Below are 26,148 nucleotides of genomic sequence, written 5' to 3'. Positions count from 1 at the left end.
ATGCCCGATATCTTGCCAGTCCAGTCCAGACGCTGCGGTGTCGTGCCCCGGTATCGGCGCTACTGTGAGCGGGATACGAAGAGAATCGATGATGAGGGGGCTGTGTGAGCAAGGCAGCTGTACTGGGGGCAGGCTCGTGGGGGACGGCTTTTGCGAAGGTCCTGGCCGATGCCGGAACCGATGTCACCATGTGGGCGCGCCGCGCCGAGGTCGCCGAATCGATCGCCGGGCGGCACGAAAACGTCGACTATCTACCCGGCGTCGCGCTTCCGTCGACGCTGACTGCCACCGACGATGCGGCGGCTGCGCTGGACGGTGCAGACTTCGTCGTTCTCGCCGTTCCCTCCCAGTCGTTGCGAAGCAATCTGGCGGAGTGGAGTCCGATGATCGGCGAGGATGCCACCCTCCTCAGCCTGGCGAAGGGGATCGAGACCGGCACACTGATGCGGATGAGTCAGGTCATCGTCCAGGTCACGGGCGCCGATCCGGGGCGTGTCGCCGTCCTGTCCGGACCCAATCTGGCCCGCGAGATCGCGATCGAACAACCGGCGGCGACAGTGATCGCGTGCACCGACTCGACGCGCGCGCTTGCGCTGCAGAAGGCGTCGGCCACGGGGTACTTCCGTCCGTACACGAACTCCGACGTGATCGGCTGCGAGATCGGTGGCGCATGCAAGAACGTGATCGCCCTCGCGTGCGGCATGGCAGCCGGAAGTGGATTGGGCGACAACACAATTGCGAGCATCATTACGCGCGGCCTGGCGGAGATCATTCGTCTGGGTGTTGCCTTGGGCGCAAAACCGACCACCCTTGCAGGGCTCGCCGGCGTGGGCGACCTGGTAGCCACGTGCTCGTCACCGCTGTCGCGGAACCGGTCCTTCGGTGAGCGGCTGGGGCAGGGCGGGTCCATGGAGACCGCGCAGGAGGCCACTCACGGACAGGTGGCCGAGGGCGTGAAATCCTGCTCGTCGGTTCGGGCGCTCGCATCCAGCTACGACGTCGAAATGCCGCTCACCGACGCCGTGCACCGCGTGTGTCATGAAGGTCTCGTCGTGCAGGACGCGATCGGCCAGTTGCTCGGCCGTCGTACGAAGTCGGAGTGACCGGGTGAGCGGAGATTCCACCCGTTGTGTCAAAGCTGTTGCGGCAGAAGCGCATCCAGGGTCTCCGATGCAGCGGGGTCCGGTGTTTGCCGCCCCGTACCAGCTGAGCGCCGACGAAGGAACCGAGTCGGACACGTATGCCCGGGCATCGAATCCTGGCTGGCGCGATCTCGAATCGGCGCTCGCCATGCTCGAAGGCGCCTCCGGGGCACTGGTGGTCGGCTCCGGGATGTCTGCCGTCACCGTCGCAGTGCGCACTCTTCTCACGGCAGGGGACACGGTGATCGTTCCCGCGGACGGGTACTACCAAGTCCGTGCCTATGCGCGGGAGCGGTGGGAGCCGCTGGGCATCACCGTGCACGAAGTGACGACCTCGGACATGGCGAGCGAGAGCACCGCGGCGCTGTTGGCGTCGGCGGAAGGAACGACGGTTGTCGTCGCCGAAACTCCCGCCAACCCGTCCCTCGACGTCGTCGACCTACGCGCGCTGTCGCGGCGGTGCCGGGATGCCGGGGCCGTGCTCGTCGTCGACAACACGACGGCGACCCCACTCGGCCAGCAACCTCTGGAACTCGGCGCAGACGTCGTTGTTGCCAGTGGCACAAAGGCATTGAGTGGGCACAGCGACCTCCTCATGGGCTACATCGCGGTATCGGACGCCGAATTCCTCGCCGGGATGGAGCGGGAAAGAGCTTTGTCGGGAACGGTGCTCGGACCCTTCGAGACATGGCTTGCACACCGAAGTCTCGGAACTGCGGGGCTGCGTTTCGAGCGGCAGTGCGCCAACGCGTCGGCTGTCGCAGACCTTGTGGCCGCGCACCCCGCGGCGCAACGGGTGCGCTATCCGGGCCTGGCGAGTGATCCTTCCCACGCTGTCGCGTCGGGGCAGATGCGCCGATTCGGTGGACTGGTGAGTTTCGAACTCGGCTCCGCCGAGCAGTTCCATCGCTTCGTGGCAGGCAGTGAACTGCTCGTTTCGGCGACGAGCTTCGGTGGCCTCCACACCACGGCCGATCGCCGGGCGAGATGGGGAGATGCGGTTCCCGACGGGTTCGTACGACTGTCCTGCGGGATCGAGGACACCGACGATCTCCTTGCCGACGTCGAACGGGCACTGTCGGGAGTGTGACCGCGGTTGTCGGCTCGAAGTCGTGAGGTCGGCGAAGTATCGGCGATCGGAGGTGGGTGCGGTAATCACGGCGGGGCGGCGGTACGGTTTGTTCGTGAGCACACCGCGTACCCGGGTAGCCGTCATCTTCGGTGGCCGTAGCAACGAGCATTCCGTTTCCTGCGTCTCCGCCGGGAGCGTCCTGAGGAACCTCGACCCCGAACGGTACGAGGTGGTGCCGATCGGTATCACGACCGAAGGGTCGTGGGTTCTCGGCTCCACCGATCCCGCCTCCCTGTCCATCCGCGGCCGGTCGCTGCCCAGCGTCGATGCCGGGGGTTCCGCGTTGGCCCTGACGGCCGACCCCACCCGCTCGGGCGATCTCGTTGCTCTCGACGACGGTGAAGCAGGGAAGATCCTCGCCTCGGTGGACGTGGTATTCCCCGTCCTGCACGGCGCCTACGGCGAGGACGGCACGATCCAGGGTCTGCTCGAGCTCGCCGGAATTCCGTACGTCGGCCCGGGCGTCCTCGCGAGCGCTGCCGGAATGGACAAGGAGTTCACCAAGAAGTTGCTTGCGGCCGAGGGGTTGCCCATCGGATTTCAGGTGGTGCTGCGGCCGGGCACCGACAATCTCACCGAGGAGCAGAAGTCCCGCCTGGATCTGCCGGTGTTCGTGAAGCCCGCGCGAGGGGGCTCGTCCATCGGTATCACCCGGGTCGCCGACTGGGCCGCCCTCGACGATGCCATCGCCCACGCCCGTGAGCACGATCCCAAGGTGATCGTCGAATCGGGGATCAGTGGACGTGAGGTGGAGTGCGGGGTTCTCGAATTCCCGGACGGCGAAGTCCGGGCCAGCGTCGTCGCCGAGATCCGGATGCCGGCTGCGTCGGGCAGCGACGAGGCGTTCTACGACTTCGACAGCAAGTACCTCGATGATGTGTGCGAGTTCGATGTGCCCGCGAAACTCGACGAATCGGTGAGCGAAGACATTCGCGCTCTCGCGGTGCGCGCCTTCGCCGCCCTCGACTGCCAGGGTCTCGCGCGTGTCGACTTCTTCGTCACCGAAGACGGTCCGGTCATCAACGAGATCAACACCATGCCCGGGTTCACCTCGATCTCGATGTATCCGCGCATGTGGGGAGCGATCGGAGTCGACTACGGCACCCTCGTGTCCACCCTGGTCGATACTGCGCTCGCCCGGGGCACCGGGCTGCGCTAGACGATGTGCGCGCCCGGCTTGCTGCGCGCGCTGTGGTTCACGGATTGGGGACGGGTGCGGGGTCCAGCGGCTTCTGTGGCAGAACCTTCGACACCGCATCCGACATTTCCTGCAGCGGCGTGGGTCCGACGCCCCGGGGAACGGTAAGTCCCACGTAGATCCCGCGGTCCACGGTGAACCAGCTGCTCGCGTCGATTCCTGCGCTCTCCCCGGAGATCTCGAACCACTGCACCCCGTTGATCACCTGCAATGACGACGCCTGGTCGAACTCTGCCGGACGATCGAGGCCGCATCGCAGAACGAGTGGTTCACCCTCGGCCGGTTGCCACGCCGCGGTCGCCGCGGGTGCCGGTGGAGTGAGTTCGGCTCGCGTGTACTCGCCCAATGCGTCCGGGAGACCGGCCATCAACGCCGTGCACTCCGCGGAGGCAGCCGCGGGAGCGGGCACCGGACCCAGCGACACGGGGGATTTCGCAGGGTTGCGCCCGGCAATGACCGCGGCGACGACGATGCCGATCACCAACGCGACCGGAAGCGCCACCGCAGTGGCGATGAGAGCAGGATTACGCCGCTCGACGGGTTCGGTATCGGTAGCTGCGTCGGTCGGGTGCGATTCACGTTCGGGCATGCTCAGATCGTCTTCGGCTTCTCGGGAATGTCGCAGGTGAGGGTGCGGGTGATACCGGGGACTCGGCGGATCTCCTGCGTCACCGGCGCGATGTCGTCGGCGCTGACCCGCGCGATCACGTCGTACGGCCCGATCACGTCCTGCGCTGATTGCACCCCGGTGATCTGCGCGATCTGCGCCGCGATGGCCGAAGCTCGTCCGACCTCGGTTTGGATCAGGATGAACGCTTGCACTCTCGCTCCGGCCCTTCCCTGCTCCGCCCCGCATGTATCTCGGTAGAGTCGCGGGTGCTTCGGCGCGCTGATCGGTCACGTGCCGGAGAGTCCCGGCAACAGCTAAAAGGTACCGCAGTCGCACATTCCGTCGACCGGCCACACTGGCGCTGCGCCGGGTGATCCGACACAACGGCGCTCGTGGAGGCACACCATCACACCAACGGATACCCCGGGTTCCCCCGTTCCCCGCACCGTCGCGGATGTCGGGGAGTTCGCCGTGATCGACCGCGCCGTGGAGGGTCGCGTCCAGCCGCCCACCACACTTCTCGGCCCCGGCGACGATGCCGCGCTCGTCCGGGCGGGAGACGGCCGCGTCGTCGTGTCCACCGACATGCTGGTGCAAGGCAGGCACTTCCGGCTCGACTGGTCGTCTCCGCGTGAGGTCGGGCGCAAGGCGGTGGCCCAGAACGCGGCCGATGTCGCGGCGATGGGGGCGCGGCCCACCGCGTTTCTCGTGTCGCTCGGTCTGCCGCCGGATACCCCGGTGGAGGTGGCGGACGGTATCTCCGCGGGAATCTGGGATTCTGCCGAGGAACTCGGTGCGGGCGTGGTCGGCGGCGATCTGGTTCAGGCGGATTCCGTCGTGATCTCTGTCACGGTGCTCGGTGACCTCGCTGGGCAGCGCGCCGTCCTTCGCTCGGGCGCCCAGGCGGGCGACGTCGTCGCTGTCGCAGGCACGCTGGGTGCATCCGCCTGTGGTCTGGCCCTCTTCCTCGCGGAATCGACTCGGTTTCCCGGACTTCTCGCCGCTCACCGCGTACCGCACCCACCGTATGCAGCGGCGTGGACCGCCGCCGAGGCGGGCGCACACTCGATGACCGACATCTCCGACGGGCTACTCGCCGATCTCGGGCACATCGGCGCCGCGTCGGGAGTCGGGATGGCGCTCGCGCGGGACGACATCGCCGTGTCGCCGGACCTGGTGTCCGCAGCTGCGATCCTGGGGACCGACTACTGGGAGTGGGTACTGACCGGGGGAGAAGACCACGGTTTCGCCGCCACCTTCCCATCCGGCGTGCCACTACCCGAGGGCTGGGTTCGCATCGGAACGGTCCATGACGGGACGGGCATCACGGTCGACGGCCGGCGGTGGCCGGGGGCCTCCGGCTGGCAGAGTTTCTCGGTATAGGTTGCACCCATGGCTATCTACGCACTCGGCGAGCAGGAACCGGACATTTCCCCGGACGCTTACGTCCACCCCGACGCGGTGGTGATCGGGAACGTCACGCTCGCGGCGGGCGCATCGGTGTGGCCGCAGGCCGTGCTCCGCGCCGACTACGGCACCATCTCCATCGGTGCCGGGACCAACATCCAGGACGGCACCGTCATCCATTGCACGCCGATCGACCCCACCGTCATCGGGTCCGGATGCGTCGTCGGACACGCGGCACACATCGAGGGTTCCACGATCGGGGACAATTGCCTCATCGCGTCGGGTTCGGTGGTGTTGAACGGTTCGGTGATCGGGGCCGGTTCCGTGGTCGGGGCGGGCGCTGTCATTCCGTTCAAGTTCGAGGTGCCGCCGAGACGGATGGCACTCGGCGTGCCCGCGAAAATCCGAGAAGGCTATGAGGTTCCCGAGGGGCACGTGGAAATGAACGTGAAGATGTACTCGGCCAACGCGGCGTACTACCGCGACGCCCTGCGTAGGCTCGACTGATGGCTGCGCCGCTATCCGATCTGGTCGAGGCCGGCTGGGCCGAGGCTCTCGCTCCGGCAGCCGATCGCATCACCGAGATGGGTGCATTCCTCCGCGCGGAGATTGCCGAGGGCAGGGAGTATCTTCCGTCCGGCGACAACGTGTTGCGCGCGTTCACGCACCCCTTCGCCGAGGTGAAGGTGCTGATCGTCGGTCAGGACCCGTATCCAACTCCCGGGCACGCCGTGGGGCTCAGCTTCTCGGTGGCGCCCGACGTGCGACCCGTTCCCCGCAGTCTCGGCAACATCTTCGCCGAGTACAGCAAGGACCTCGGTTTTCCGACGCCGTCCACGGGAGATCTGACACCGTGGTCTCGTCAGGGCGTGTTGCTGTTGAACAGGGTCCTGACCGTCCAGCCCGGACTTCCTGCCTCCCATCGGCGGAAGGGTTGGGAAGCTGTCACGGAACAGGCAATTCGCGCGTTGGTGGAGCGAACCGAACCCCTCGTCGCCATTCTCTGGGGCCGGGACGCGTCCACCTTGAAGCCGATGCTTGCAGACGTGCCGACGATCGAGAGCGCTCACCCTTCACCGCTGTCCGCGTCGCGAGGATTCTTCGGTTCACGTCCGTTCAGCAGAGCGAACGAACTGCTCGACAGCCTCGGCGCCGAACCCGTGAATTGGGAACTGCCCTAGCGTTTACGCCCGCACTTCCTTGATCGATGCGAAGTCTGCGCGTCTCTTCTCGACGAAGGCATCGACGCCTTCACGTCCGATCGGGCTGTCGGCTGCGACGGCGATCGAGGCGGCCTCCGCGTCGAGTTGCTCTGCCAGAGTGCGTGTCGTCGATGCGGAGAGCAGAGTCTTGATCCCGGAGTACGAGGAGGTCGGACCCGCAGCCAGGGTTCGCGCGAGTCGAAGCGCCTCGTCCTGTACCACGTCGTCACCGACCAAGCGGCTGAGAATTCCGAGGCGCACTGCCTCGTCGCCGCTGAGAACCGCATCGGTCAGCAGGATTTCGCGAGCACGGGCGATGCCGACGATCCGCGGAAGAGTCCACGACATGCCGCCGTCCGGTGTGTAACCGATCGAGGGGTACGCCGGCCGCATCTTGGTGCCGGGCCCGCCGATCGCGACATCGGCGAGGCAGACGAGGCTCATTCCCGCGCCCGCAGCCCACCCATGCACACCGGCGATCACCGGAACGGTCACCGCGTCGAGAGCGCGCACGAAGGCGTGGAAGACGCGCGCGATCTCGGCGACGTACTCGCTGCGCACGGGTGCGGCGGCGAAGGCGCGGACATTACCGCCGGCACAGAAGTTCGGCCCTTCGCCGACGAGGAGAACGCTGCCGATCCGATCGCCCACGGCCTCGAGGGCACGTGTGCCCTGATCGAGGCCTTCGCCGTCCAGCGATGTGCCGTTGTCGGCGGTCGAAATCGTGATGCGGAGCACGCCCTCGTCGAGCTGTACTTTGCTGAGTCCATCGAGAGAAGTCACGGTTGCACCCTACGTGGCGCCCGACCCGCCATCACCACGACCCGATGTGCTGCATGGATGCGATATGACGAAGCCCCCGGCACCGAGGTGTCGGGGGCTTCGGAACACACGCAGCGTCGGGGTCAGCCCCGAGCAACCTTTCCAGCCTTCAGGCAGGACGTGCAGACGTTGAGCTTCCGGGTGTTTCCGGGGGCAACTTCGGCACGAACAGTCTGAATGTTCGGGTTCCAGCGACGATTGGTACGCCGGTGCGAGTGCGAGACCGACTTACCGAAGCCGGGCCCCTTGGCGCATACGTCGCAGACGGCAGCCATAGTCGCGAACTCCTTCAAGATAGTGAACTGTGAAATTTAACTGGCCCCACGTAGGCAGGCCGCAGTGATCGCGGCCCTTACGAGGCAACCGTGCAAGAGTAGCCGCTCGAGTGCTGATTGGCCAAACTCGGCCGGATGGCCGAGCACGTCAGACTCGATCGGCGTCCCGCGACTAGTCTGACGGCACCTTCGATTGAACCCGTGAGAGAGGATGCCAGTGGTTCCTGAGCGCCCGATGGACGGCCGAGTCCTGACGTCGTGGGCGAGGACGGCGGTCGCGGGACTCGAGGCACGGTGCGAGGAGATCAACAGTCTCAACGTGTTCCCGATTCCGGACGCCGACACCGGAACCAATCTGCTGTTCACCATGCGGGCTGCCCTCGAGGCAATCGACAAGTATGCCGGAAACGACGGCCACCAAACGGACGTCCGTCAAGTGGCCATCGCGCTGGCCCGCGGCGCGGTGGCGGGTGCCCGGGGCAACTCGGGGGTCATCCTTTCCCAGGTGTTGCGCGGTGTCGCCGAGGCAGCGGTCACCGGCGTCGTCGACACCAGAACTGTCCGGACCGGACTGTTGATGGCTACCAACCTGGTGACCGACGCGGTCAGCTACCTGGTCGAAGGAACGATTGTCACGGTCCTGCGCTGCGCTGCGGACGCGGCAGCGGAATTCCCGGACGATGCGCCTGTCGCCGACACAGCGCGCTCCGCGGCAGATGCCGCGGCCGCCGCACTTGCCCGCACACCCGGCCAGCTCGACGCGCTCGGGACCGCCGGTGTGGTCGACGCCGGCGGGCTGGGGCTCGTCGTCATTCTCGATGCCTTCGTCGCGGCGGTCACCGGTGAGCGGCCGGACCGTGCCCCGATCGCGCTGCGAGTGCCACGCCGCCAGCCGTCTCCGGATTCAGGCACGGAGTCGTCGGACGTCGAGTTGCCGGATACGAGCGACGACCTTGCGCATCGGGGCCACCATTCCGCTTGTGAAAGCTCGCATCAGGATTTCGAGGTCATGTATCTGGTGGCCGACACAGACGAAGCCCGGATGGCAGAACTGCGGAACGCACTCGACGAGCTGGGGGATTCCACGGTGATCGTCGGTGACGGCGACGGGGGATGGTCGGTGCACGTGCACTGTGCGGATGCCGGGGCTGCTGTGGAGGCGGGTCTCGATGCCGGACGCGTACACAGGATTCGCGTCAGCAGTTTTCTCGTCGACGCGCGCGAACAGGGCAGGCTCCTACCTCCCGTCCGCACTCGCCCCGATCAGGACGACCGGGGCATCGTCGCGGTCGTGGCGGGCGACGGCGCGGCCGACCTCTTCTCCGGGGAGGGTGCGACCGTGCTCCGATGCGACGCCGCCCCCGTCACCCGCGCGCAGTTGCTCGGCATCATCCGCCAGTTGGGACGCCGAGAGGTGCTGGTCCTTCCCAACGGGGCGCTGTCGGCCCAGGAACTCGTCGCGGTGAGTGCCGCAGCTCGCGATTCCCGGCACGAGGTGCTTCTCCTCGCAACCTCGTCCATGGTGCAGGGGCTGGCATCCCTCGCAGTGCACGATCCGGAACGCGAAGCGGTCGACGACGCTTTCGCGATGTCCGAGGCCGCGGCCGCCACCCGGTGGGGTTCGTTGCGCATCGCGCGGGAGCGGGCCCTGACCTACGTGGGCACCTGCGAACCGGGAGACGGTATCGGTCTGATGGGGCACGAGGTGATCGTGATCGAACCGGACGCGGTCGCCGCCGGAAAGCGTCTGGTCGACGTCGTCCTCGGGGCAGGCGGCGAACTGGTCACGCTCCTGATGGGCGCGGAAGCACCGGCCGGGCTCGACACGGAATTGGCCGATCACATCTCCCAGCGGCATCCCGGCGTCGAGGTGATGGTCTACCACGGCGGACAACCGGGAGATCTGTTGCAACTCGGGGTGGAATGAGGAATTCGATGGCCACACTCGCCGACAGGCTCGATCACCTGCTGGGTCGCAAGACCGCCGATGCGCTGGACACGGCGTTCGACATTCGCACCGTCGAGGACCTGTTGCGGCACTACCCGCACCGGTACGCCTCCCAGGGCCGTGAACTCGCCGAGAAGGATCCGCCGGAGGGTGAGCACATCACCATCATCGCGCGGGTGTCGTCGGCGGCAGTCGTGAAGATGAAGAACCGTCCGGGCAGCATGCTGAAGGTGGTTCTCGCGACCGATACGCAGAACGTCGACGTCACCTTCTTCAGTCCGCAGAAGGTCAAACACGTCATCAAACCCGGTGTGCGCGCGATGTTCTCCGGCACCGTGAAGTATTTCCGCAGCAAGTGGAGCCTCACTCATCCGAGTTACCTGATCCTCCCGGAGCCTCGTGCGGGCAGCGACGACCCGGTGGTGAACGTCGGGCGGATTCGCGGGGCGGGGGATCTCGCGGGTATCGCACGGGCTGCCCAGGAGCCGGGCGCGGGCGTCGACATGTCCGTGTTCGACCGCGCCCTGATCCCGCTGTATCCGGCGACGCGGGAGGTGGAGAGCTGGACGATCATGAAGTGTGTTCGGCAGGTCCTCGACCAACTCGACCGGATCGACGACCCGCTCCCCGAACGGATCCGTCGAGAGCGCAACCTCATCGGTCTGGACGAGGCGCTCCGCCTCGTCCACCTCCCCGACACTCGTGACGACATCGAGAATGCGCACGACCGGCTCCGCTTCGACGAGGCGGCGGCCCTGCAGCTGGTGCTTGCTCGACGCCGGCACGACAACGCCGAGCGGGTGGCGCCCGAGTGCCCGCCGGTACCGGGTGGAATCGCGGACGAGTTCGAGCGCAGACTTCCCTTCCAGCTGACCGACGGCCAGCACGCCGTGGCCGAGGAGATCTCCGCGGATCTGTCCCAGCCGCATCCGATGAGCAGGCTCCTGCAGGGTGAGGTGGGGTCCGGTAAGACCATCGTTGCCCTGCGGGCCATGCTGCAGGTTGTCGATGCGGGGTATCAGTGCGCCTTGCTCGCCCCCACCGAAGTGCTCGCGACGCAGCATGCGCGTTCGCTGCGGGCTCTGCTGGGGTCACTCGCGACGGCGGGCGAGCTCGGCGCGGACGAGAAGGCGACCCGCGTAGCGCTGCTGACCGGGTCGATGCCGGTCGCTGCGAAACGGGCCGCGCTCCTCGAGGTGGTGACCGGCGACGCAGGGATCGTCATCGGCACGCACGCCCTCATCCAGGACAACGTCGAGTTCTTCAACCTCGGCATGGTGGTGGTCGACGAACAGCATCGGTTCGGCGTCGAACAGCGCGACCGGCTCCGGTCGCGGGCGCGCGAAGGCCTGAGCCCGCATCTTCTGGTCATGACGGCGACGCCCATACCCCGCACAATCGCGATGACGGTGCTCGGTGACCTCGACGTATCCACCTTGCGCCAGCTTCCGAAGGGCCGTTCGCCGATCAAGAGCAGTGTGGTACCAGCGTCCCAGAAACCGCAGTGGGTCGCACGCGCGTGGGAACGGATCCGCGAGGACGTGGCCGAGGGACGGCAGGCATACGTCGTCTGCTCGCGGATCGGTGACGGTGAGAAGGGCGACGGCGAGGATGCTGTCGACGACAAGCAGCCCGACACCAAGTCGGCCGTGGAGGTCTTCGAGGAACTGGGCGGCACCATCCTGCCCGACCTCCGTGTCGGGCTGCTGCACGGCAGGCTGCCCACGGACGAGAAGGACGCCGTGATGCGGGACTTCACGGCCGGCGACATCGACGTCCTCGTCTGCACCACGGTGGTCGAGGTGGGCGTCGACGTCCCGAACGCCACGATCATGGTGATCCTGGATGCCGACCGCTTCGGGGTCAGCCAGCTCCATCAGCTCCGCGGCCGGGTCGGCCGGGGTGCCCACCAGGGTCTGTGCATTCTCGTCACGGAGATGAATCCGGGTGCGCCTGCCTTCGGGCGCCTGCAGAACGTGGCGTCCACCAACGACGGCTTCGAACTCGCGCAACTCGACCTGGCGACCCGGCGGGAGGGTGACATTCTCGGGGCAGCGCAATCGGGTACCACCTCGACGCTGCGGTTGCTCTCACTTCTCGGCCACGAGGACGTGATCGCCGCGGCTGCCGAGTTCGCCCGGTCGGTGACTGCCGACGATCCGCGCCTGGAAAACCACCCGGGCCTCTCTGCGATGGTCACTTCGGCGCTCGATGCGGACCGGATCGAGTTCCTCGAGAAAACGTGAAAAGTCGACGATCAGGGTGAAGCAGTTACTTCCGGTCACGTAATTCTTCACTGCTCTGTTTCGGGCCCATTGCAGAATTCGCACACGTCAGGGGCTGCTTTGTGAAGATTGCGGACGATCCTGCATAATGGGATACCGTTTCTCCGCTGCCGGAGTTGGCGGGGTAGTTTGCTCAAATGTTCTCCAAAGTCCTGGTCGCCAACCGTGGCGAAATTGCGATCCGCGCTTTCCGTGCCGCCTACGAACTAGGTGCTGGAACTGTTGCGGTGTTTCCGTACGAGGATCGGAACTCGATCCACCGTCTGAAGGCCGATGAGAGTTATCAGATCGGTCAGGAGGGGCACCCGGTTCGGGCGTATCTCTCGGTCGAGGAGATCGTCGCCGCCGCGAAGCAGGCGGGTGCCGATGCGGTCTATCCCGGTTACGGGTTCCTGTCCGAGAATCCGGATCTGGCTGCGGCGTGCGCGGAGGCGGGCATCACCTTTGTGGGCCCGTCCGCGGAGGTCCTCGAGCTGACCGGTAACAAGGCCCGTGCGATCGCGGCCGCGAAGGCGGCCGGCCTGCCGGTGCTGGCGTCGTCGGAGCCGTCGGCGGATGTGGACGAGTTGCTCGCGGCGGCGGAGTCGATGCAGTTCCCGATCTTCGTGAAGGCGGTCGCCGGCGGCGGTGGCCGCGGCATGCGCCGGGTGGCCGAGCGGTCCCAGTTGCGGGAATCGATCGAGGCGGCCGCGCGGGAGGCGGAGTCCGCGTTCGGCGATCCGACGGTGTTCCTCGAGCAGGCGGTCATCGATCCGCGTCACATCGAGGTCCAGATCCTGGCCGACGGTCAGGGCAACGTCATCCACCTGTTCGAGCGGGATTGTTCGCTGCAGCGCCGTCACCAGAAGGTGATCGAGCTGGCGCCGGCGCCGAACCTGCCGGACGAGGTGCGGGCGAGGATTTGCGCGGACGCGGTGGCGTTCGCGAAGGAGATCAATTATTCCTGCGCGGGCACTGTCGAGTTCCTCCTCGATACCCGCGGCAATCATGTGTTCATCGAGATGAATCCACGGATCCAGGTCGAGCACACGGTGACCGAGGAGGTCACGGACGTCGACCTGGTGCAGTCGCAGTTGCGGATCGCCTCGGGGGAGACCCTCGCCGATCTGGGCCTGAGTCAGGACAACATCACGTTGCGTGGTGCGGCGCTGCAGTGCCGGATCACCACCGAGGACCCGGCCAACGGGTTCCGCCCGGACACCGGTCGAATCACCGGCTACCGCACCCCGGGCGGTGCCGGTATCCGCCTCGACGGCGGTACGTCGGTCGGGGCCGAGGTTTCGGCGTATTTCGATTCGATGCTCGTCAAGCTCACCTGCCGCGGCCGCGACTTCGACACCGCCGTCGCCCGGGCGCGCCGGGCGGTCACCGAGTTCCGCATCCGAGGGGTCTCGACGAACATTCCGTTCCTGCAGGCGGTTCTCGACGACCCCGATTTCAAGGCGGGCCGGGTCACCACCTCGTTCATCGAGGAACGCCCCCAGCTGCTCACGCTGCGCAGCTCCGCCGACCGCGGCACCAAGATCCTCACCTACCTCGCCGACGTGACGGTGAACAAGCCGCACGGGGAACGGCCGTCCGCGGTGTACCCGCGGGACAAGCTGCCCCAGATCGACCTGTCCACCCCGCCGCCGGACGGCAGCCGCCAGAAGCTGCTCGCTCTGGGGCCGGAGGGATTCGCCAGGGCGTTGCGGGAGCAGAAGGCCCTCGCCGTCACCGAGACCACGTTCCGCGACGCCCACCAGTCGCTGCTCGCGACCCGGGTGCGGACCAGCGGTCTGCTCGACGTCGCCGGGCACGTGGCCCGGATGACCCCCGAACTGCTCTCGATCGAGGCGTGGGGCGGCGCGACGTATGACGTGGCACTGCGGTTCCTGCACGAGGACCCCTGGTACCGGCTGTCGGCGCTGCGGGAGGCCGTACCGAACATCTGCCTGCAGATGCTGCTGCGTGGCCGTAACACCGTCGGCTACACCCCGTACCCGGAGAAGGTGACGCGGGCGTTCGTCGACGAGGCCGCGGCCACCGGTATCGACATCTTCCGCATCTTCGATGCCCTCAACAATGTCGACCAGATGCGGCCGGCCATCGACGCCGTCCGCGAGACCGGTACCACGCTCGCCGAGGTCGCCCTGTCCTACACCGGCGACCTGTCGAACCCGAACGAGAAGCTCTACACCCTCGACTACTACCTCCGCCTGGCCGAGGAAATCGTCGAGGCCGGAGCGCACATCATCGCGATCAAGGACATGGCCGGGCTGCTCCGCGCCCCGGCCGCGACCACCCTGGTCACGGCGCTGCGCCAGAACTTCGACCTGCCGGTGCACGTGCATACCCACGACACCCCCGGTGGCCAGCTCGCCACCTATCTGGCCGCCTGGCAGGCGGGTGCGGACGCCGTGGACGGCGCCTCCGCGGCGATGGCCGGCACCACCAGCCAGCCGGCGTTGTCGGCGATCGTGGCGGCGGCCGCGCACTCGGAGCACGACACCGGGCTCGACCTGCAAGCGGTGTGCGACCTCGAGCCGTACTGGGAGGCACTGCGCAAGGTGTACAAGCCGTTCGAGTCCGGGCTGCCGGCCCCGACCGGCCGCGTCTACACCCATGAGATCCCCGGTGGGCAGTTGTCGAATCTGCGTACCCAGGCTGTCGCCCTGGGTCTCGGCGACCGTTTCGAGGACGTCGAAGCCAACTACGCCGCCGCCGACCGCATGCTCGGACGCCTGGTCAAGGTGACGCCGTCGTCGAAGGTGGTCGGCGACCTCGCCCTGCACCTCGTCGGATCCGGTGCCTCCACCGACGAGTTCGCGGAGAACCCCGCCCGCTTCGACATTCCCGATTCGGTCATCGGGTTCCTGCGCGGCGAGCTGGGCACCCCGCCCGGCGGGTGGCCCGAACCGTTCCGTACCCGGGCTCTCGAGGGCCGCGGGCCGGCCAAACCCGAAGTCGCCCTGTCGGTGGAGGACGAGAAGGCGCTGTCCGGTACCTCCGCCGAACGCCGGGCGACGCTCAACCGGTTGCTCTTCCCCGGTCCGACCAAGGAATTCCTCGAGCACCGCGACAAGTACGGCGACACCTCCCAGCTGTCGGCCAACCAGTTCTTCTACGGCCTTCGGAGCGGCGACGAGCATCGGGTGCGGCTCGCCCCGGGTGTCGAGCTGATCATCGGTCTCGAGGCGATCTCCGAGCCCGACGAGCGCGGCTACCGCACCGTCATGTGCATTCTCAACGGCCAGTTGCGTCCGGTGTCGGTGCGTGACCGTTCCATCGCCAGCGAAATCCCCGCCACGGAGAAGGCCGACAAGAGCAATCCCGGCCACGTCGCCGCCCCGTTCGCCGGCGTCGTCACCCTCGCCGTCACCGAGGGGCAGCACATCGAGGCCGGCGATACTCTCGCCACGATCGAGGCGATGAAGATGGAAGCGGCCATCACCGCGCCTCGCGGCGGAACCGTCACCCGCCTGGCCATCGGCTCCGTCCAGCAAGTCGAGGGCGGCGACCTCCTCGCCGTCGTCTCGACGAAGGAGTCCGCAAGCGAGTGACGGACGTTCGATGACCCGCATCATCGCGGGGCTCGCGGGCGGCCGACGCCTGCGGGTCCCGCCGAGCGGAACCCGGCCCACTTCGGACCGGGTCCGTGAGGCGTTGTTCAGCGCCCTGCACAGCCGGATGGATCTCGAGGGCGCCTCGGTTCTCGACCTGTACGCAGGTTCGGGGGCCCTGGGGCTCGAGGCGCTCTCGCGGGGCGCCGATCGTGTCCTGCTCGTCGAATCGGATGCGAAAGCTGCGGGGATCATCTCGCAGAATGTGGGTGCGGTGGGATTGCCGGGTGCAGCGGTGCGGACGGCTCCGGTGTCCGCGGTGCTGGCCGGCACCGCCGACCGCGTGTACGACCTGGTTCTCGCGGATCCGCCGTATGCGGTGGATGACGGCGCGGTTCAGACGGTTCTGAGTGATCTGCGGGGGCACGGCTGGGTGGCGGACGGGTCGCTCGTGGTCCTGGAGCGCTCGTCGCGGTCACCGGAGACGTCGTGGCCGGAGGGTTACGCGCCCGTCAAGGCGAAGAAGTACGGTGAGGCTCGGATCGAGCTGGCGACCTGCTACGGTCTGGACTCATGACTGGCGCTGTCTGCCCCGGATCCTTCGACCCTGTAACCAATGGTCATCTCGACGTAATCGGCAGAGCTGCCGCGCAGTTCGACGAGGTCATCGTCACGGTGATGATCAACAAGAGCAAGCGTGGCCTCTTCACGGTGGAAGAGCGGATCGAGATGCTCGAGGATGCCATCAGTGCACTGCCGAACGTGCGAGTCAGTTCCTGGCACGGCCTGCTCGTGGATTACGCGAAGCAGCAAGGGATCACAGCGATCGTCAAGGGTCTACGTGGCGCCAACGACTTCGACTACGAACTGCAGATGGCGCAGATGAACCAGAAACTCACTGGCGTCGACACGTTGTTCATTCCCACCAACCCTGCCTACAGCTACCTCTCCAGCTCACTGGTCAAGGAGGTGGCCACCTTCGGCGGCGACGTCACGGGAATGCTGCCCGAGAAGGTGCACGCCCGTCTGCTGACGAGGATCGCCGAGCGGGCCGCCGAGAGCTGATACCCGACACACCGGCCGTCGCGGCACACCCCTGGCGTCCCCATCCGGCAGACTTGCACGAAGAAGGCTGCGCCGACCTGCTGAGGTCATGAAAGATTGGGGTTGCTCGTGTACCGGGTTTTCGAGGCGCTCGACGAACTTGTCGCGATTGTCGAAGAGGCACGCGGTGTGCCCATGACCGCCGGCTGTGTGGTCCCACGCGGCGATGTTCTCGAATTGCTCGACGATGTGCGCGACGCCATTCCCGGTGAACTCGACGACGCCCAGGACGTGCTGGACCACCGCGACAAGCTGGTCGGTGACGCCAGGTCCAACGCTGAAAAGACAGTCGCCAGCGCCAACGCCGAAGCTACGTCGACGATCGAGAATGCACGGGACGACGCCGATCGCATCCTCGCGGACGCAAAAGCTCAGGCCGACAGGATGGTCGCCGAGGCGCGTGCGCACGCCGAGCAGCTGGTCGCCGACGCAGAGGCAGAATCCGAGGCGACCATCGCCGAGGGGCAGCGCGAGTACGACACTCTCACCACCCGCGCCCGGTCCGAAGCCGATCGCATGATCGAGGCAGGGAAGGCGTCGTACGAGCGCTCGGTCGCGGAAGGTACCGCCGAGCAGGAACGCCTGGTATCGCAGACCGAGGTCGTGCAGCAGGCGCATGCCGAATCCGCCAGGGTGATCGACGCCGCACACGCCGAATCCGACCGGCTCAGATCGGACTGTGACCTGTATGTCGACACGAAACTCGCCGAGTTCGAGGAGTTCCTGTCCGGCACTATTCGCTCCGTCGGACGGGGACGCCAGCAGCTGCGGACGGGTTCGGGCGTGCCCGACTACGCTTCCGACTACGACGCAGACGACCGGCGGGCCGAGCGCCGCCGCTGACCGGCATTTGGATCATCCACGCCGATTGCGTATCGTGGAGTGGTTGCCCAAAGTCGTTCTCCTCATCTCGAAAGTGAAGTGTCTTGTCAACCCATCGCCGCAGCTCATCGCGTTCCCGTAGGGACGCGGATTTCGTGCTGGACACGGTCAAGCTAGGCCGTCGTCCTGGTTCGATGCGCACCGTCGAACGGGTGGTGACGGCGCCGCGGCGCATCGGACTCGACATGATTGCAATCGAGGAGGGATCGGAGATTGATCTCGATCTCCGTCTGGAAGCCGTGTCCGAAGGCGTCCTGGTCACCGGTTCCGTCAGCGCCGACACCGTCGGCGAGTGCTCGAGATGCCTCGAGCCGTTCAGCGGATCTGTCGATCTCAGCCTCACCGAGCTGTTCGCCTACCCGGACAGCGCCACCGAGGAGACCACGGACGAGGATGAGATCTACCGCGTCGAGGACGACGAGATCGACCTCGAGCCCGTCATCATCGACGCGGTCGGACTCGCGCTTCCTCTGCAGCCGCTCTGCAGCGACGACTGCCAAGGACTGTGCCCAGAATGTGGCGTTCGCCTGGCGATTGCCGAATCTGGTCATGGGCATGACATACTTGATCCTCGCTGGGCTGGTCTTGCAGCCAAATTTGGCGTGGAATCAGATCCCAGCAAGAATCTTGTGAACAACGAAGCCGAGGAGAAGTAGAAGTGGCTGTCCCCAAGCGCAGAATGTCGCGATCCAACACGAGGTCGCGTCGCAGCCAGTGGAAGACCACTGTGCCCACCCTCGTTACCTGCCCCAACCGTGGCTGCGGCGAGAAGACGCTGCCCCACATCGCGTGCCCGTCCTGCGGCACATACAAGGGCCGCCAGGTCACTGCCGCCGTCTAGTTCGCCACGGAGAGGCGTCGTGACGAGCGACATCAGTAATACACCCGCCGGCGGCGAGGAGGATCATGCTTCCCTCCTCGCCGCTCTCGGCGTCGAAATCGAACCTTCGCTGCTCACGTTGGCGTTGACCCACCGCTCGTATGCCTACGAGAACGGTGGCCTTCCCACCAACGAGCGACTCGAGTTCCTCGGTGACTCCGTGCTCGGAGTCACCATCACCGAGCAGCTGTACCTTGCTCATCCGCAGAAATCCGAGGGCGACCTCGCGAAGATCCGCGCGAGCATCGTCAACATGCACGCGCTCGCCGAGGTGGCTCGTGCACTCGGTGACGGCGGCCTGGGAGCGCATCTGCTCCTCGGCAAGGGCGAGGAGATGACCGGCGGGCGCGACAAGCCGAGCATTCTGGCGGACGGCATGGAGTCGATACTCGGGGCGATCCATCTGCAGCACGGGATCGAGACAGCGCGGCGAGTGGTACTCGACCTGTTCAGCGACCTACTCCAACGGGCTCCGCGTCTCGGCGCAGGGCTCGACTGGAAGACGAGCCTGCAGGAACTCACTGCCGAACGTGGTGTCGGGGTCCCCTCGTACGAGATCACCGCAACGGGACCGGACCACGACAAGGAATTCACTGCCACCGTCGTAGTGGGCGGCAAGGCGTTCGGTGTCGGAATCGGCAGATCCAAGAAGGAAGCCGAGCAGAAGGCCGCGAGTACTGCGTGGAACGCTCTGTCCGACGGTGGCCCGGACGTAGCGGCCGACGGCGTCAGTGCCTGAACTTCCCGAGGTCGAGGTAGTTCGCCGCGGACTCGAACGGCACATTGTCGGAGCTTCCATCGATTCGGTCGACGTCCTGCATCCCCGCGCGATCCGGAGGCATATCCTCGGCGCAGAGGATCTCGCCGGACAGCTCACGGGCGAACGAATCGCGCAAGCTGACCGCCGCGGAAAGTACTTGTGGCTGGTCCTCGAGCCCAGTGCCGTCGCGCTCGTGGTCCACCTGGGGATGAGCGGGCAGATGCTCGTGCAGCCACCCGAGGCCGTCACCGAGAAACATCTGCGCATTCGGGCGCGGCTCGATTCCGGACTCGATCTGCGGTTCGTGGATCAACGCACCTTCGGCGGATGGGCGCTCGCGCCTCTGGTCGATGTCGACGGCTCGCTCGTCCCTGATTCGGTTGCGCACATCGCCCGGGATCCACTGGACACGAGATTCGAATCTGCGGCGACCGTTACGGTGATGCGCCGCAAGCACACCGAGATCAAACGTGCTCTTCTCGATCAGACGGTGGTGTCGGGGATCGGGAACATCTACGCCGACGAGGCCCTGTGGCGCGCGCAGATCCACGGGACCCGCCTCACCGATCGATTGACTGCTGCGACCCTCCGCCAGCTGCTCGGGGCCGCTCAGGAGGTCATGCGCGAAGCCTTGGATCAGGGCGGTACGTCCTTCGATGCCTTGTACGTGAACGTGAACGGCGAGTCCGGTTACTTCGATCGATCGCTGTCCGCATACGGGCAGGAGGATCGTCCCTGCCCGCGGTGCGGCACTGCAATTCGTCGTGAGAAGTTCATGAATCGCTCGTCGTTCAGCTGCCCGAGGTGCCAGCCTGCGCCGCGGCGAAGTCCGCCGAAACGCCCTGCCTGAGCTCTTCATCGTGTCGCAGGGTCGATTTGGCCTCGAAATAGTCGCCGCCCTTGCGCTTGACGTCGTCCGTGCCCCACTCCCGGTGGTGCGGTACGGGCGCCATTCGTGGAATGTGCTTGCGGCAGTGGATATACGCCTCCTCCACGTCGACGACGACCCATCGCTCTGGCACCCGGCCCTTGGTGTGATCTGCTGGTAGATCCGGGATTTCGGAACGCAGGTCCGCGTCTTCCACGATCCGGGCGGAACCGTTGACGTGCAAGCCGATCAGGTCGTGGACGAAGTCCACGAGCATGATTCCCACGTGGGGATTTTCCCGGATGTTGCCGAGACTCGCCATCACTCCGTTGCCACGATATTCCGGATACGCCACCGTCTTCGGATCGATGACGTGCATGAAACCGGGTGCGCCGGCGCGCAAGCTGTTGTCACATTCGCCGGACGCGTCGGCGGTAGCGACGAACGCGAGTTCCTGGCGGCCGACGAAATCGATCATCGTCGGATTGAGGTGGTCGAGCACCTGGTCAGAGTAGAATTTCGCGGCGCGATCCTCGGTGCCGTACTCGACTTGAAGGGTTCGCTCACCCGCGCTACCGATCTGGCCCATCTGCATTGCCCCGCTTACGTGTCGGCGTCATTGGTCGGTTCACCCTACGGTGCACCGAACGACCGTGCCGTGCTTCGGTGCCTGCAATCCACAGCCGCCCCCCGACTGCCCGTCGGGAGGATGGACGCCCACGGTGCAGGTCCGTCGGCCCCGAGTGGCAGGATTGTGCGCATGGCAGAACAGACTTCCGACACGCCGGCCACTACCTCGTTGTGGGTCGAGCGAACGGGCACCCGCCGCTACACGGGACGCAGCTCACGCGGCGCCGAGGTCCTGATCGGCTCGGAGGGCGTCGAAGGTGTATTCACTCCGGGTGAACTGCTGAAGATCGCGCTCGCGGCGTGCAGCGGGATGAGCTCTGATTTCCCTCTCTCTCGACGGCTGGGTGACAACTACGACGCCACGATCCGGGTGTCGGGTGCGGCCGACCGGGAGAACGAGGTGTACCCGCAGTTGGACGAGGTCCTCGAACTGGACCTGAGCGAGCTCGACGCTGCCGCGCAGGAGCGTCTCGTCGCGCTGGTAGAGCGCTCGATCGACAAGGTATGCACCGTGGGCCGGACTCTGAAGACGGGAACGAAAGTCACACTGACCATCGAAAGCGACGCATGATGCGGCGTGAGCTGACCGCCCTCGCCGGAGGGTTGGTAGTGAGCGCCGGCCTTCTCGCGGCCGCACCCGCTGCTGCCGGACCGGCGTTCGCGCCGCCGGTCGGAGCGTGCACGCCCTGGTCGGTGTCCGAAGTGATCTCCGGCGCGGGCATCCTCGAGAACCTCGCATTCGACGGGGCGGGAACGATGCTGGTGTCCCGGACCGGTCTCGTCGGCGGCGGCGCCCTGGACGGCGTGGAGCCGGACGGAACGGTCCGCTCGATCGTGCCCGATGTCGACGCGCCGGGCGGAATCGCGATGCACGGCTCCGACGCCTACTTCGCCACCGGAAATTCGTTCTCCGCCGGAGTTGCCGGGACGGAAAGTGGAACGATAGACGTCGTGAATCTCGACACCGGGGATACGCACACGGTGGCCAAGGGACTCGTCATGCCGAACGGGCTGGTGCGGCTCGGGAACGGCGACCTCCTCACCGCGCGGAATCTGGGGTCGGGCGCAGGAGTGACCCGTGTTCCGGCCGCGGATCCACACACACCCGAAGTGGTGCGTACCGACTTGGGAACCGTCGACGGCCTCGCTGCCCACGACGGGAACATCTACACGGTGACGACGTTCGATACGACCACCACGTTGCGCATTCTGCGAGAGGACGACCTGACCGGCCCGGTGGTGTCGATACCGTTGCCAGGGGCCGGTCCGCTCAATGCCGCTGACGACCTCACCGTAGGACCGGACGGCATCGTGTACGTCGCGTACAACGGCGGTGGCAAGGTGGTGCGCGTCGATCCGGCGACCGGGGAGAGTTGTGCACTCGCGTCCGGGCTCCCGCTGGTGTCGTCGGTGCGGTTCGGCGCCGGACCGGGCTGGAACGCGGACGCGCTGTACGTGACGAGTTTCACCGGGACCATTTACCGACTGGAACGGCCGTGACATGACGACGGAACGACTGACAGCATGGGTTCACGGGTACGTGCAGGGCGTGGGGTTCCGGTGGTGGACGCGCGCGCGGGCGCTGGAACTCGGTCTCGTCGGTTATGCGGCCAACCAGGCGGACGGCCGGGTGCTGGTGATCGCCGAGGGCCCGCGCGACAAGCTGGACGCGCTGCTCGCACTCCTGCGTTCGGGCAACACACCGGGCACCGTGGACCTGGTGGTCGAGCAATGGGATTCCGCTCGCGGAGACGTCACCGGGTTCGTCGAACGGTGATCCGAAGGTAAAGTCGTCCGTCATGCATCTGAAGAGTCTGACGCTGAAGGGATTCAAATCCTTTGCGTCCGCAACGACTCTGCGATTCGAACCCGGTATCACGTGCGTCGTGGGACCCAATGGATCGGGAAAGTCCAATGTGGTCGATGCCCTCACCTGGGTGATGGGGGAGCAGGGCGCGAAAGCCCTGCGCGGCGGCAAGATGGAGGACGTCATCTTCGCGGGCACGGCGGGCAGGGCACCGCTGGGCCGCGCCGAGGTCACGCTCACCATCGACAACTCCGACGGCGCACTCCCCATCGACTACTCCGAGGTCTCGATCACCCGTCGAATGTTCCGCGACGGTGCGGGCGAATACGAGATCAACGGCAGCTCCTGCCGACTGATGGATGTGCAGGAACTGCTCAGCGACTCCGGCATCGGACGGGAAATGCACGTCATCGTCGGGCAGGGGCGTCTGGCGGCCATCCTCGAGTCGCGGCCCGAGGACCGGCGTGCGTTCATCGAAGAAGCAGCGGGGGTGCTCAAGCACCGCAAGCGTAAAGAGAAGGCCGTCCGCAAGCTCGACTCCATGCAGGCCAACCTCGCCCGGCTCAACGATCTGACGGCCGAGTTGCGTCGTCAGCTCAAGCCACTGGGGCGGCAGGCGGAGGTGGCTCGGCGCGCGCAGACCGTGCAAGCCGACCTTCGCGATGCCAAGCTGCGGCTCGCTGCCGATGACCTGGTGACCCGCCGGGCGGAGCTGGCGAATCAGGCGCAGGACGAGAAGAGAGCCCGTGAGCAGCACGATGCCGTCACCGAGGCACTCGACGAGGCCACTCTCGAGCTCGGCCGTCACGAGCAGGAGCTGTCGCGGTTGACGCCGGGCGCCGAGGCGGCAGCCCAGACGTGGTTTCGGCTGTCTGCCCTCGCGGAGCGCGTCAATGCCACTATTCGGATCGCCCGCGAACGGGCTCGGCATCTCGATTCGGAGCCTTCGGCGCATCGCGGTCAGGATCCCGACGAGATGGAGGCGCGTGCCGATCGGCTCGCGGCGGAGGAACAAGAACTGGCCGAGGCTGTCGAGATGGCGCGCGCGGCACTCGACGCGGCCAAGGAGCAGCTCGCCGCGGGGGAGGAGGCGGCCGCAGAAGCGGAACGCGCACACATGGCCGCCGTCCGTGCCATCGCCGACCGCCGCGAGGGGCTTGCCCGGCTGTCGGGCCAGGTCGACACCCTGCGGACGCGCGCCGACTCGGTGGACGCCGAGGTGTCGCGGTTGACGGTGGCGATCGAGGAAGCCAGGGCGCGCGGCGACGCCGCGCAAGCCGAGTTCGAAGTGGTCCAGGACGAGATCGGTGACCTCGACGCGGGGGAGGTCGGACTCGACTCCCACCACGAGCGAGCCGTCGAAGCGCTGCGCCTGGTCACCGAGCGTGTCACCGAACTGCAGAGCGCCGAACGCGCGGCAGGTCAGGAAGTGGCATCGCTTCGTGCCCGGATCGACGCCCTGTCTATGGGACTCGAACGCAAAGACGGGGCAGGCTGGCTCGTCGAGAATCGCCGCGATGACGGCATTGCGGGACCGCTCGGTGGTCTCATCACCGTAGAGAAGGGGTACGAAGGCGCGGTCGCAGCGGCGTTGGGTCCGGCAGCCGATGCCGTCGTCGCCGACTCACTCGATGCGGCCCGCGCAGCGGTCGGCGCGCTGAAAGATACCGACAGCGGACGGGCCGCTCTGGTGATCGGAAGTGACCGGATTCCCTCGTCCGGTGCCGCGCTCACCCTCGGCGCTCGTTGGGCGGCCGACGTCATCGAGTGCCCGGCAGAGCTCCGAACAGGCTTGTTCGCGCTCCTCGCCGGTGTAGTGGTGGTCGACTCGATCGACGACGCCGTCGAGATTGTCGACTCGGCACCGGAACTGCGCGCCGTCACCCGAGACGGAGACTTGCTCGGTGCCGGGTGGATCAGTGGCGGTTCGGACAGGCAGCCCAGCACTCTCGAGGTTCAGGCCGCGATCGACAACTCGGTGAGCGATCTGGCGCACGCCGAACGGCGTGCCGAGGAATTGTCCGCGGCGTTGTCGGGAGCGCTTGCCGAACAGGTCGCCCGACAGGAGAACGCCGAGCAGACCCTCGCCGCCCTCAACGAGTCCGACGCCGCGATGTCCGCCATCTACGAGCGACTCGGCCGCCTCGGGCAGGCGGCACGCGCGGCACATGCGGAATCCGATCGCCTCACTCGGCAGCGGGAGAAGGCGGAAAGCGGGCGCGAGGAGACCCTGGCGGCTCTCGCCGAACTCGAAGAGCGGCTGCGCCTGGCCGAGCAGGACGCCACGCCCGGCGGCACCGAATCTGGTGGGTCAGACTCCACGAGCTACGAGCGCGAGATGGCGGCCGCGGCGCTCGCCGAAGTGCGCGCCGTCGAGGTGGAGGCCCGGCTCGCGGTTCGCACAGCCGAGGAGCGGGCGGAGTCGGTGCGCGGAAAGGCGGATTCGCTGCGCCGGGCAGCGCAGGTGGAACGCGACGCCCGGGCGCGTGCGGAACGTGCGATGAAGGCACGGCAGAACGCTGCCGCGGTCGCGGCTGCGGTGGCCGAATCGGGACAGCGGGTGGCCGACCATCTCGGTGAGGTGGTCGCAGCGGCGATGGCGCACCGCGACGAACTCGCCAGGTCGCGCACCGAGCGGACCGAGCAGCTCGAGCAGGTCAAGGAGAAGGTGCGTCAGTTGACTGCACAGCTGGCTTCACTGACCGACGCCGTCCACCGCGACGAGGTGGCCCGCGCCCAGGCCGCGACGCGCATCGAGCAGCTCGAGGAATCGATCCTCGAACAGCACGGCATCGGGTTGGACGACCTGATCGCAGAATACGGGCCGGATGTGCCGTTGCCGCCCTCGCCGCTGGAGATGGAGGAGTACGAGCAGGCGAAGGAGCGGGGGGAGCAGGTCACGATGCCTGCGCCGATTCCCTACGACCGGGCTGCGCAGGAGCGTCGAGCGAAACGTGCGGAGAAAGATCTGGCGACACTCGGCAAGGTCAACCCGCTGGCCCTCGAGGAGTTCGCGGCCCTCGAGGAGCGGTACAACTTCCTGTCGACTCAGCTCGAAGACGTCAAGACAGCCCGCAAGGACCTGCTCGGTGTCGTCGCCGATGTGGACGCCCGGATCTTGCAGGTGTTTACCGAGGCGTACGCCGACGTCGAACGGGAGTTCGTGCAGGTGTTCGCGAAATTGTTCCCCGGTGGTGAAGGACGGTTGGTGCTCACCGACCCGTCCGACATGCTGACGACCGGCATCGAGGTCGAGGCCCGTCCGCCCGGAAAGAAGGTCAAACGACTGTCGTTGCTGTCGGGTGGCGAGAAGTCACTGACCGCGGTCGCCATGCTGGTCGCGATCTTCCGGGCCCGGCCGTCACCCTTCTATGTGATGGACGAGGTCGAGGCTGCGCTGGACGACACGAACCTGCGTCGTCTCATCGGCTTGTTCGAGCAGCTGCGGGAGAAGTCGCAGCTTATCGTCATCACCCACCAGAAGCCGACGATGGAAGTTGCGGACGCTCTCTACGGTGTGAGCATGCGCGGTGACGGCATCACCACCGTCATCTCCCAGCGTCTGCGGGGTCAGGACATGGCCGCCGCCGGGGCCTGATCCGGCTGCGGTGGGAGCCCTCGCACGTGGGAAGGCACTGCGCGGGCGAAACCGGA

The 26,148-nt window shown here is 66.7% G+C and carries 25 protein-coding genes; 20 read left to right on the top strand and 5 right to left on the bottom strand.

The window, feature by feature from the left end; all coding sequences use genetic code 11:
- The first annotated feature begins 104 nt into the window (after positions 1-104).
- From CBI38_RS18355 to CBI38_RS18345, 3 genes are all read left to right on the top strand, one after another.
- Positions 105-1,103 (top strand): NAD(P)H-dependent glycerol-3-phosphate dehydrogenase, encoded by a 999-nt coding sequence (locus CBI38_RS18355; RefSeq protein ID WP_109331013.1) that lies wholly within the window; start codon positions 105-107, stop codon positions 1,101-1,103.
- A 4-nt stretch (positions 1,104-1,107) separates the two neighbouring features.
- Entirely contained in the window at positions 1,108-2,232 is a 1,125-nt protein-coding gene (locus CBI38_RS18350) for a cystathionine gamma-lyase (RefSeq protein WP_109331011.1), read from the top strand.
- Positions 2,233-2,326: 94 nt separating this feature from the next.
- A complete protein-coding gene (locus CBI38_RS18345; RefSeq protein ID WP_109335186.1) occupies positions 2,327-3,433 on the top strand; it encodes a D-alanine--D-alanine ligase family protein in 1,107 nt (368 codons plus the stop codon).
- Between the two features lie 37 nt (positions 3,434-3,470).
- On the opposite strand, the gene CBI38_RS18340 is transcribed toward CBI38_RS18345, so the two are convergent.
- Together CBI38_RS18340 and CBI38_RS18335 are read right to left on the bottom strand one after the other, a co-directional pair.
- Entirely contained in the window at positions 3,471-4,061 is a 591-nt protein-coding gene (locus CBI38_RS18340; protein WP_109331009.1) for a DUF3515 domain-containing protein, read from the bottom strand.
- Between the two features lie 2 nt (positions 4,062-4,063).
- Entirely contained in the window at positions 4,064-4,294 is a 231-nt protein-coding gene (locus tag CBI38_RS18335) for an Lrp/AsnC ligand binding domain-containing protein (protein WP_109331007.1), read from the bottom strand.
- Between the two features lie 259 nt (positions 4,295-4,553).
- Between CBI38_RS18335 and CBI38_RS18330 the strand changes: the two genes are divergently transcribed.
- The 3 genes from CBI38_RS18330 to CBI38_RS18320 are packed head-to-tail and all read left to right on the top strand — an operon-like array spanning position 4,554 to position 6,670.
- Positions 4,554-5,465 (top strand): thiamine-phosphate kinase, encoded by a 912-nt coding sequence (locus CBI38_RS18330; protein ID WP_418328270.1) that lies wholly within the window; start codon positions 4,554-4,556, stop codon positions 5,463-5,465.
- Positions 5,466-5,474: 9 nt separating this feature from the next.
- The gene (locus CBI38_RS18325) at positions 5,475-5,996 is read left to right on the top strand and encodes a gamma carbonic anhydrase family protein (protein WP_109331003.1); all 522 of its coding nucleotides are present in this window, start codon (positions 5,475-5,477) and stop codon (positions 5,994-5,996) included.
- The gene (locus CBI38_RS18320; protein ID WP_204164974.1) at positions 5,993-6,670 is read left to right on the top strand and encodes a uracil-DNA glycosylase; all 678 of its coding nucleotides are present in this window, start codon (positions 5,993-5,995) and stop codon (positions 6,668-6,670) included. Before CBI38_RS18325 ends, CBI38_RS18320 begins: the two co-directional genes overlap by 4 nt.
- A gap of 3 nt (positions 6,671-6,673) precedes the next feature.
- Here the strand turns inward: CBI38_RS18320 and CBI38_RS18315 are convergent, their stop codons facing one another.
- The gene (locus CBI38_RS18315; RefSeq protein WP_109331000.1) at positions 6,674-7,474 is read right to left on the bottom strand and encodes an enoyl-CoA hydratase/isomerase family protein; all 801 of its coding nucleotides are present in this window, start codon (positions 7,472-7,474) and stop codon (positions 6,674-6,676) included.
- A 122-nt stretch (positions 7,475-7,596) separates the two neighbouring features.
- Positions 7,597-7,788: a 50S ribosomal protein L28 gene (gene rpmB, locus CBI38_RS18310; RefSeq protein ID WP_109330998.1), complete on the bottom strand. Its 192-nt coding sequence runs from the start codon at positions 7,786-7,788 to the stop codon at positions 7,597-7,599.
- Positions 7,789-8,023: 235 nt separating this feature from the next.
- On the opposite strand from rpmB, the gene CBI38_RS18305 reads away from it, so the two are divergent.
- The 10 genes from CBI38_RS18305 (at position 8,024) to mutM (ending at position 20,039) form a co-directional block, all read left to right on the top strand.
- Positions 8,024-9,715: a DAK2 domain-containing protein gene (locus CBI38_RS18305; protein WP_109330997.1), complete on the top strand. Its 1,692-nt coding sequence runs from the start codon at positions 8,024-8,026 to the stop codon at positions 9,713-9,715.
- Between the two features lie 8 nt (positions 9,716-9,723).
- Positions 9,724-11,982 (top strand): ATP-dependent DNA helicase RecG, encoded by a 2,259-nt coding sequence (gene recG / locus CBI38_RS18300; RefSeq protein WP_109330995.1) that lies wholly within the window; start codon positions 9,724-9,726, stop codon positions 11,980-11,982.
- Positions 11,983-12,158: 176 nt separating this feature from the next.
- The gene (locus CBI38_RS18295) at positions 12,159-15,563 is read left to right on the top strand and encodes a pyruvate carboxylase (protein WP_109330993.1); all 3,405 of its coding nucleotides are present in this window, start codon (positions 12,159-12,161) and stop codon (positions 15,561-15,563) included.
- Between the two features lie 10 nt (positions 15,564-15,573).
- On the top strand, positions 15,574-16,140 hold the full coding sequence (gene rsmD / locus CBI38_RS18290) for a 16S rRNA (guanine(966)-N(2))-methyltransferase RsmD (RefSeq protein WP_109330991.1): 567 nt from the start codon (positions 15,574-15,576) through the stop codon (positions 16,138-16,140).
- Complete coding sequence (gene coaD / locus CBI38_RS18285; RefSeq protein ID WP_109330989.1) at positions 16,137-16,628, top strand: pantetheine-phosphate adenylyltransferase; 492 nt, start codon at positions 16,137-16,139, stop codon at positions 16,626-16,628. The genes rsmD and coaD overlap by 4 nt, the downstream gene beginning before the upstream one ends.
- Positions 16,629-16,736: 108 nt before the next feature.
- The gene (locus CBI38_RS18280; RefSeq protein WP_109335185.1) at positions 16,737-17,510 is read left to right on the top strand and encodes a DivIVA domain-containing protein; all 774 of its coding nucleotides are present in this window, start codon (positions 16,737-16,739) and stop codon (positions 17,508-17,510) included.
- 83 nt (positions 17,511-17,593) lie between these two features.
- On the top strand, positions 17,594-18,205 hold the full coding sequence (locus tag CBI38_RS18275; RefSeq protein WP_284707201.1) for a YceD family protein: 612 nt from the start codon (positions 17,594-17,596) through the stop codon (positions 18,203-18,205).
- 2 nt (positions 18,206-18,207) lie between these two features.
- A complete protein-coding gene (gene rpmF, locus CBI38_RS18270; protein WP_109330985.1) occupies positions 18,208-18,390 on the top strand; it encodes a 50S ribosomal protein L32 in 183 nt (60 codons plus the stop codon).
- 19 nt (positions 18,391-18,409) lie between these two features.
- On the top strand, positions 18,410-19,168 hold the full coding sequence (rnc, locus tag CBI38_RS18265; RefSeq protein ID WP_109330983.1) for a ribonuclease III: 759 nt from the start codon (positions 18,410-18,412) through the stop codon (positions 19,166-19,168).
- Complete coding sequence (mutM, locus tag CBI38_RS18260; RefSeq protein WP_109330981.1) at positions 19,161-20,039, top strand: bifunctional DNA-formamidopyrimidine glycosylase/DNA-(apurinic or apyrimidinic site) lyase; 879 nt, start codon at positions 19,161-19,163, stop codon at positions 20,037-20,039. Before rnc ends, mutM begins: the two co-directional genes overlap by 8 nt.
- Here mutM and CBI38_RS18255 read toward each other — a convergent pair.
- Positions 19,981-20,652 (bottom strand): pyridoxamine 5'-phosphate oxidase family protein, encoded by a 672-nt coding sequence (locus CBI38_RS18255; protein WP_109330979.1) that lies wholly within the window; start codon positions 20,650-20,652, stop codon positions 19,981-19,983. The two genes, mutM and CBI38_RS18255, sit on opposite strands and share 59 nt — an antisense overlap.
- Before the next feature lie 165 nt (positions 20,653-20,817).
- On the opposite strand from CBI38_RS18255, the gene CBI38_RS18250 reads away from it, so the two are divergent.
- Genes CBI38_RS18250 through smc form a run of 4 tightly spaced genes read left to right on the top strand, consistent with a single transcriptional unit; the run spans position 20,818 to position 26,092 of the window.
- A complete protein-coding gene (locus CBI38_RS18250; protein ID WP_109330977.1) occupies positions 20,818-21,258 on the top strand; it encodes an OsmC family protein in 441 nt (146 codons plus the stop codon).
- Entirely contained in the window at positions 21,258-22,187 is a 930-nt protein-coding gene (locus tag CBI38_RS18245; RefSeq protein ID WP_109335184.1) for an NHL repeat-containing protein, read from the top strand. The genes CBI38_RS18250 and CBI38_RS18245 overlap by 1 nt, the downstream gene beginning before the upstream one ends.
- A 1-nt stretch (position 22,188) precedes the next feature.
- Positions 22,189-22,464, top strand: a complete 276-nt coding sequence (locus CBI38_RS18240; RefSeq protein ID WP_109330975.1) for an acylphosphatase — start codon at positions 22,189-22,191, stop codon at positions 22,462-22,464.
- Between the two features lie 22 nt (positions 22,465-22,486).
- A complete protein-coding gene (gene smc / locus CBI38_RS18235) occupies positions 22,487-26,092 on the top strand; it encodes a chromosome segregation protein SMC (RefSeq protein ID WP_109330974.1) in 3,606 nt (1,201 codons plus the stop codon).
- The last annotated feature ends 56 nt before the right edge of the window (positions 26,093-26,148 follow it).

This window comes from Rhodococcus oxybenzonivorans (assembly GCF_003130705.1).
GTDB classification, from domain to species: Bacteria; Actinomycetota; Actinomycetes; order Mycobacteriales; family Mycobacteriaceae; genus Rhodococcus_F; species Rhodococcus_F oxybenzonivorans.
This window is presented reverse-complemented; position numbering and strand designations above follow the sequence as displayed.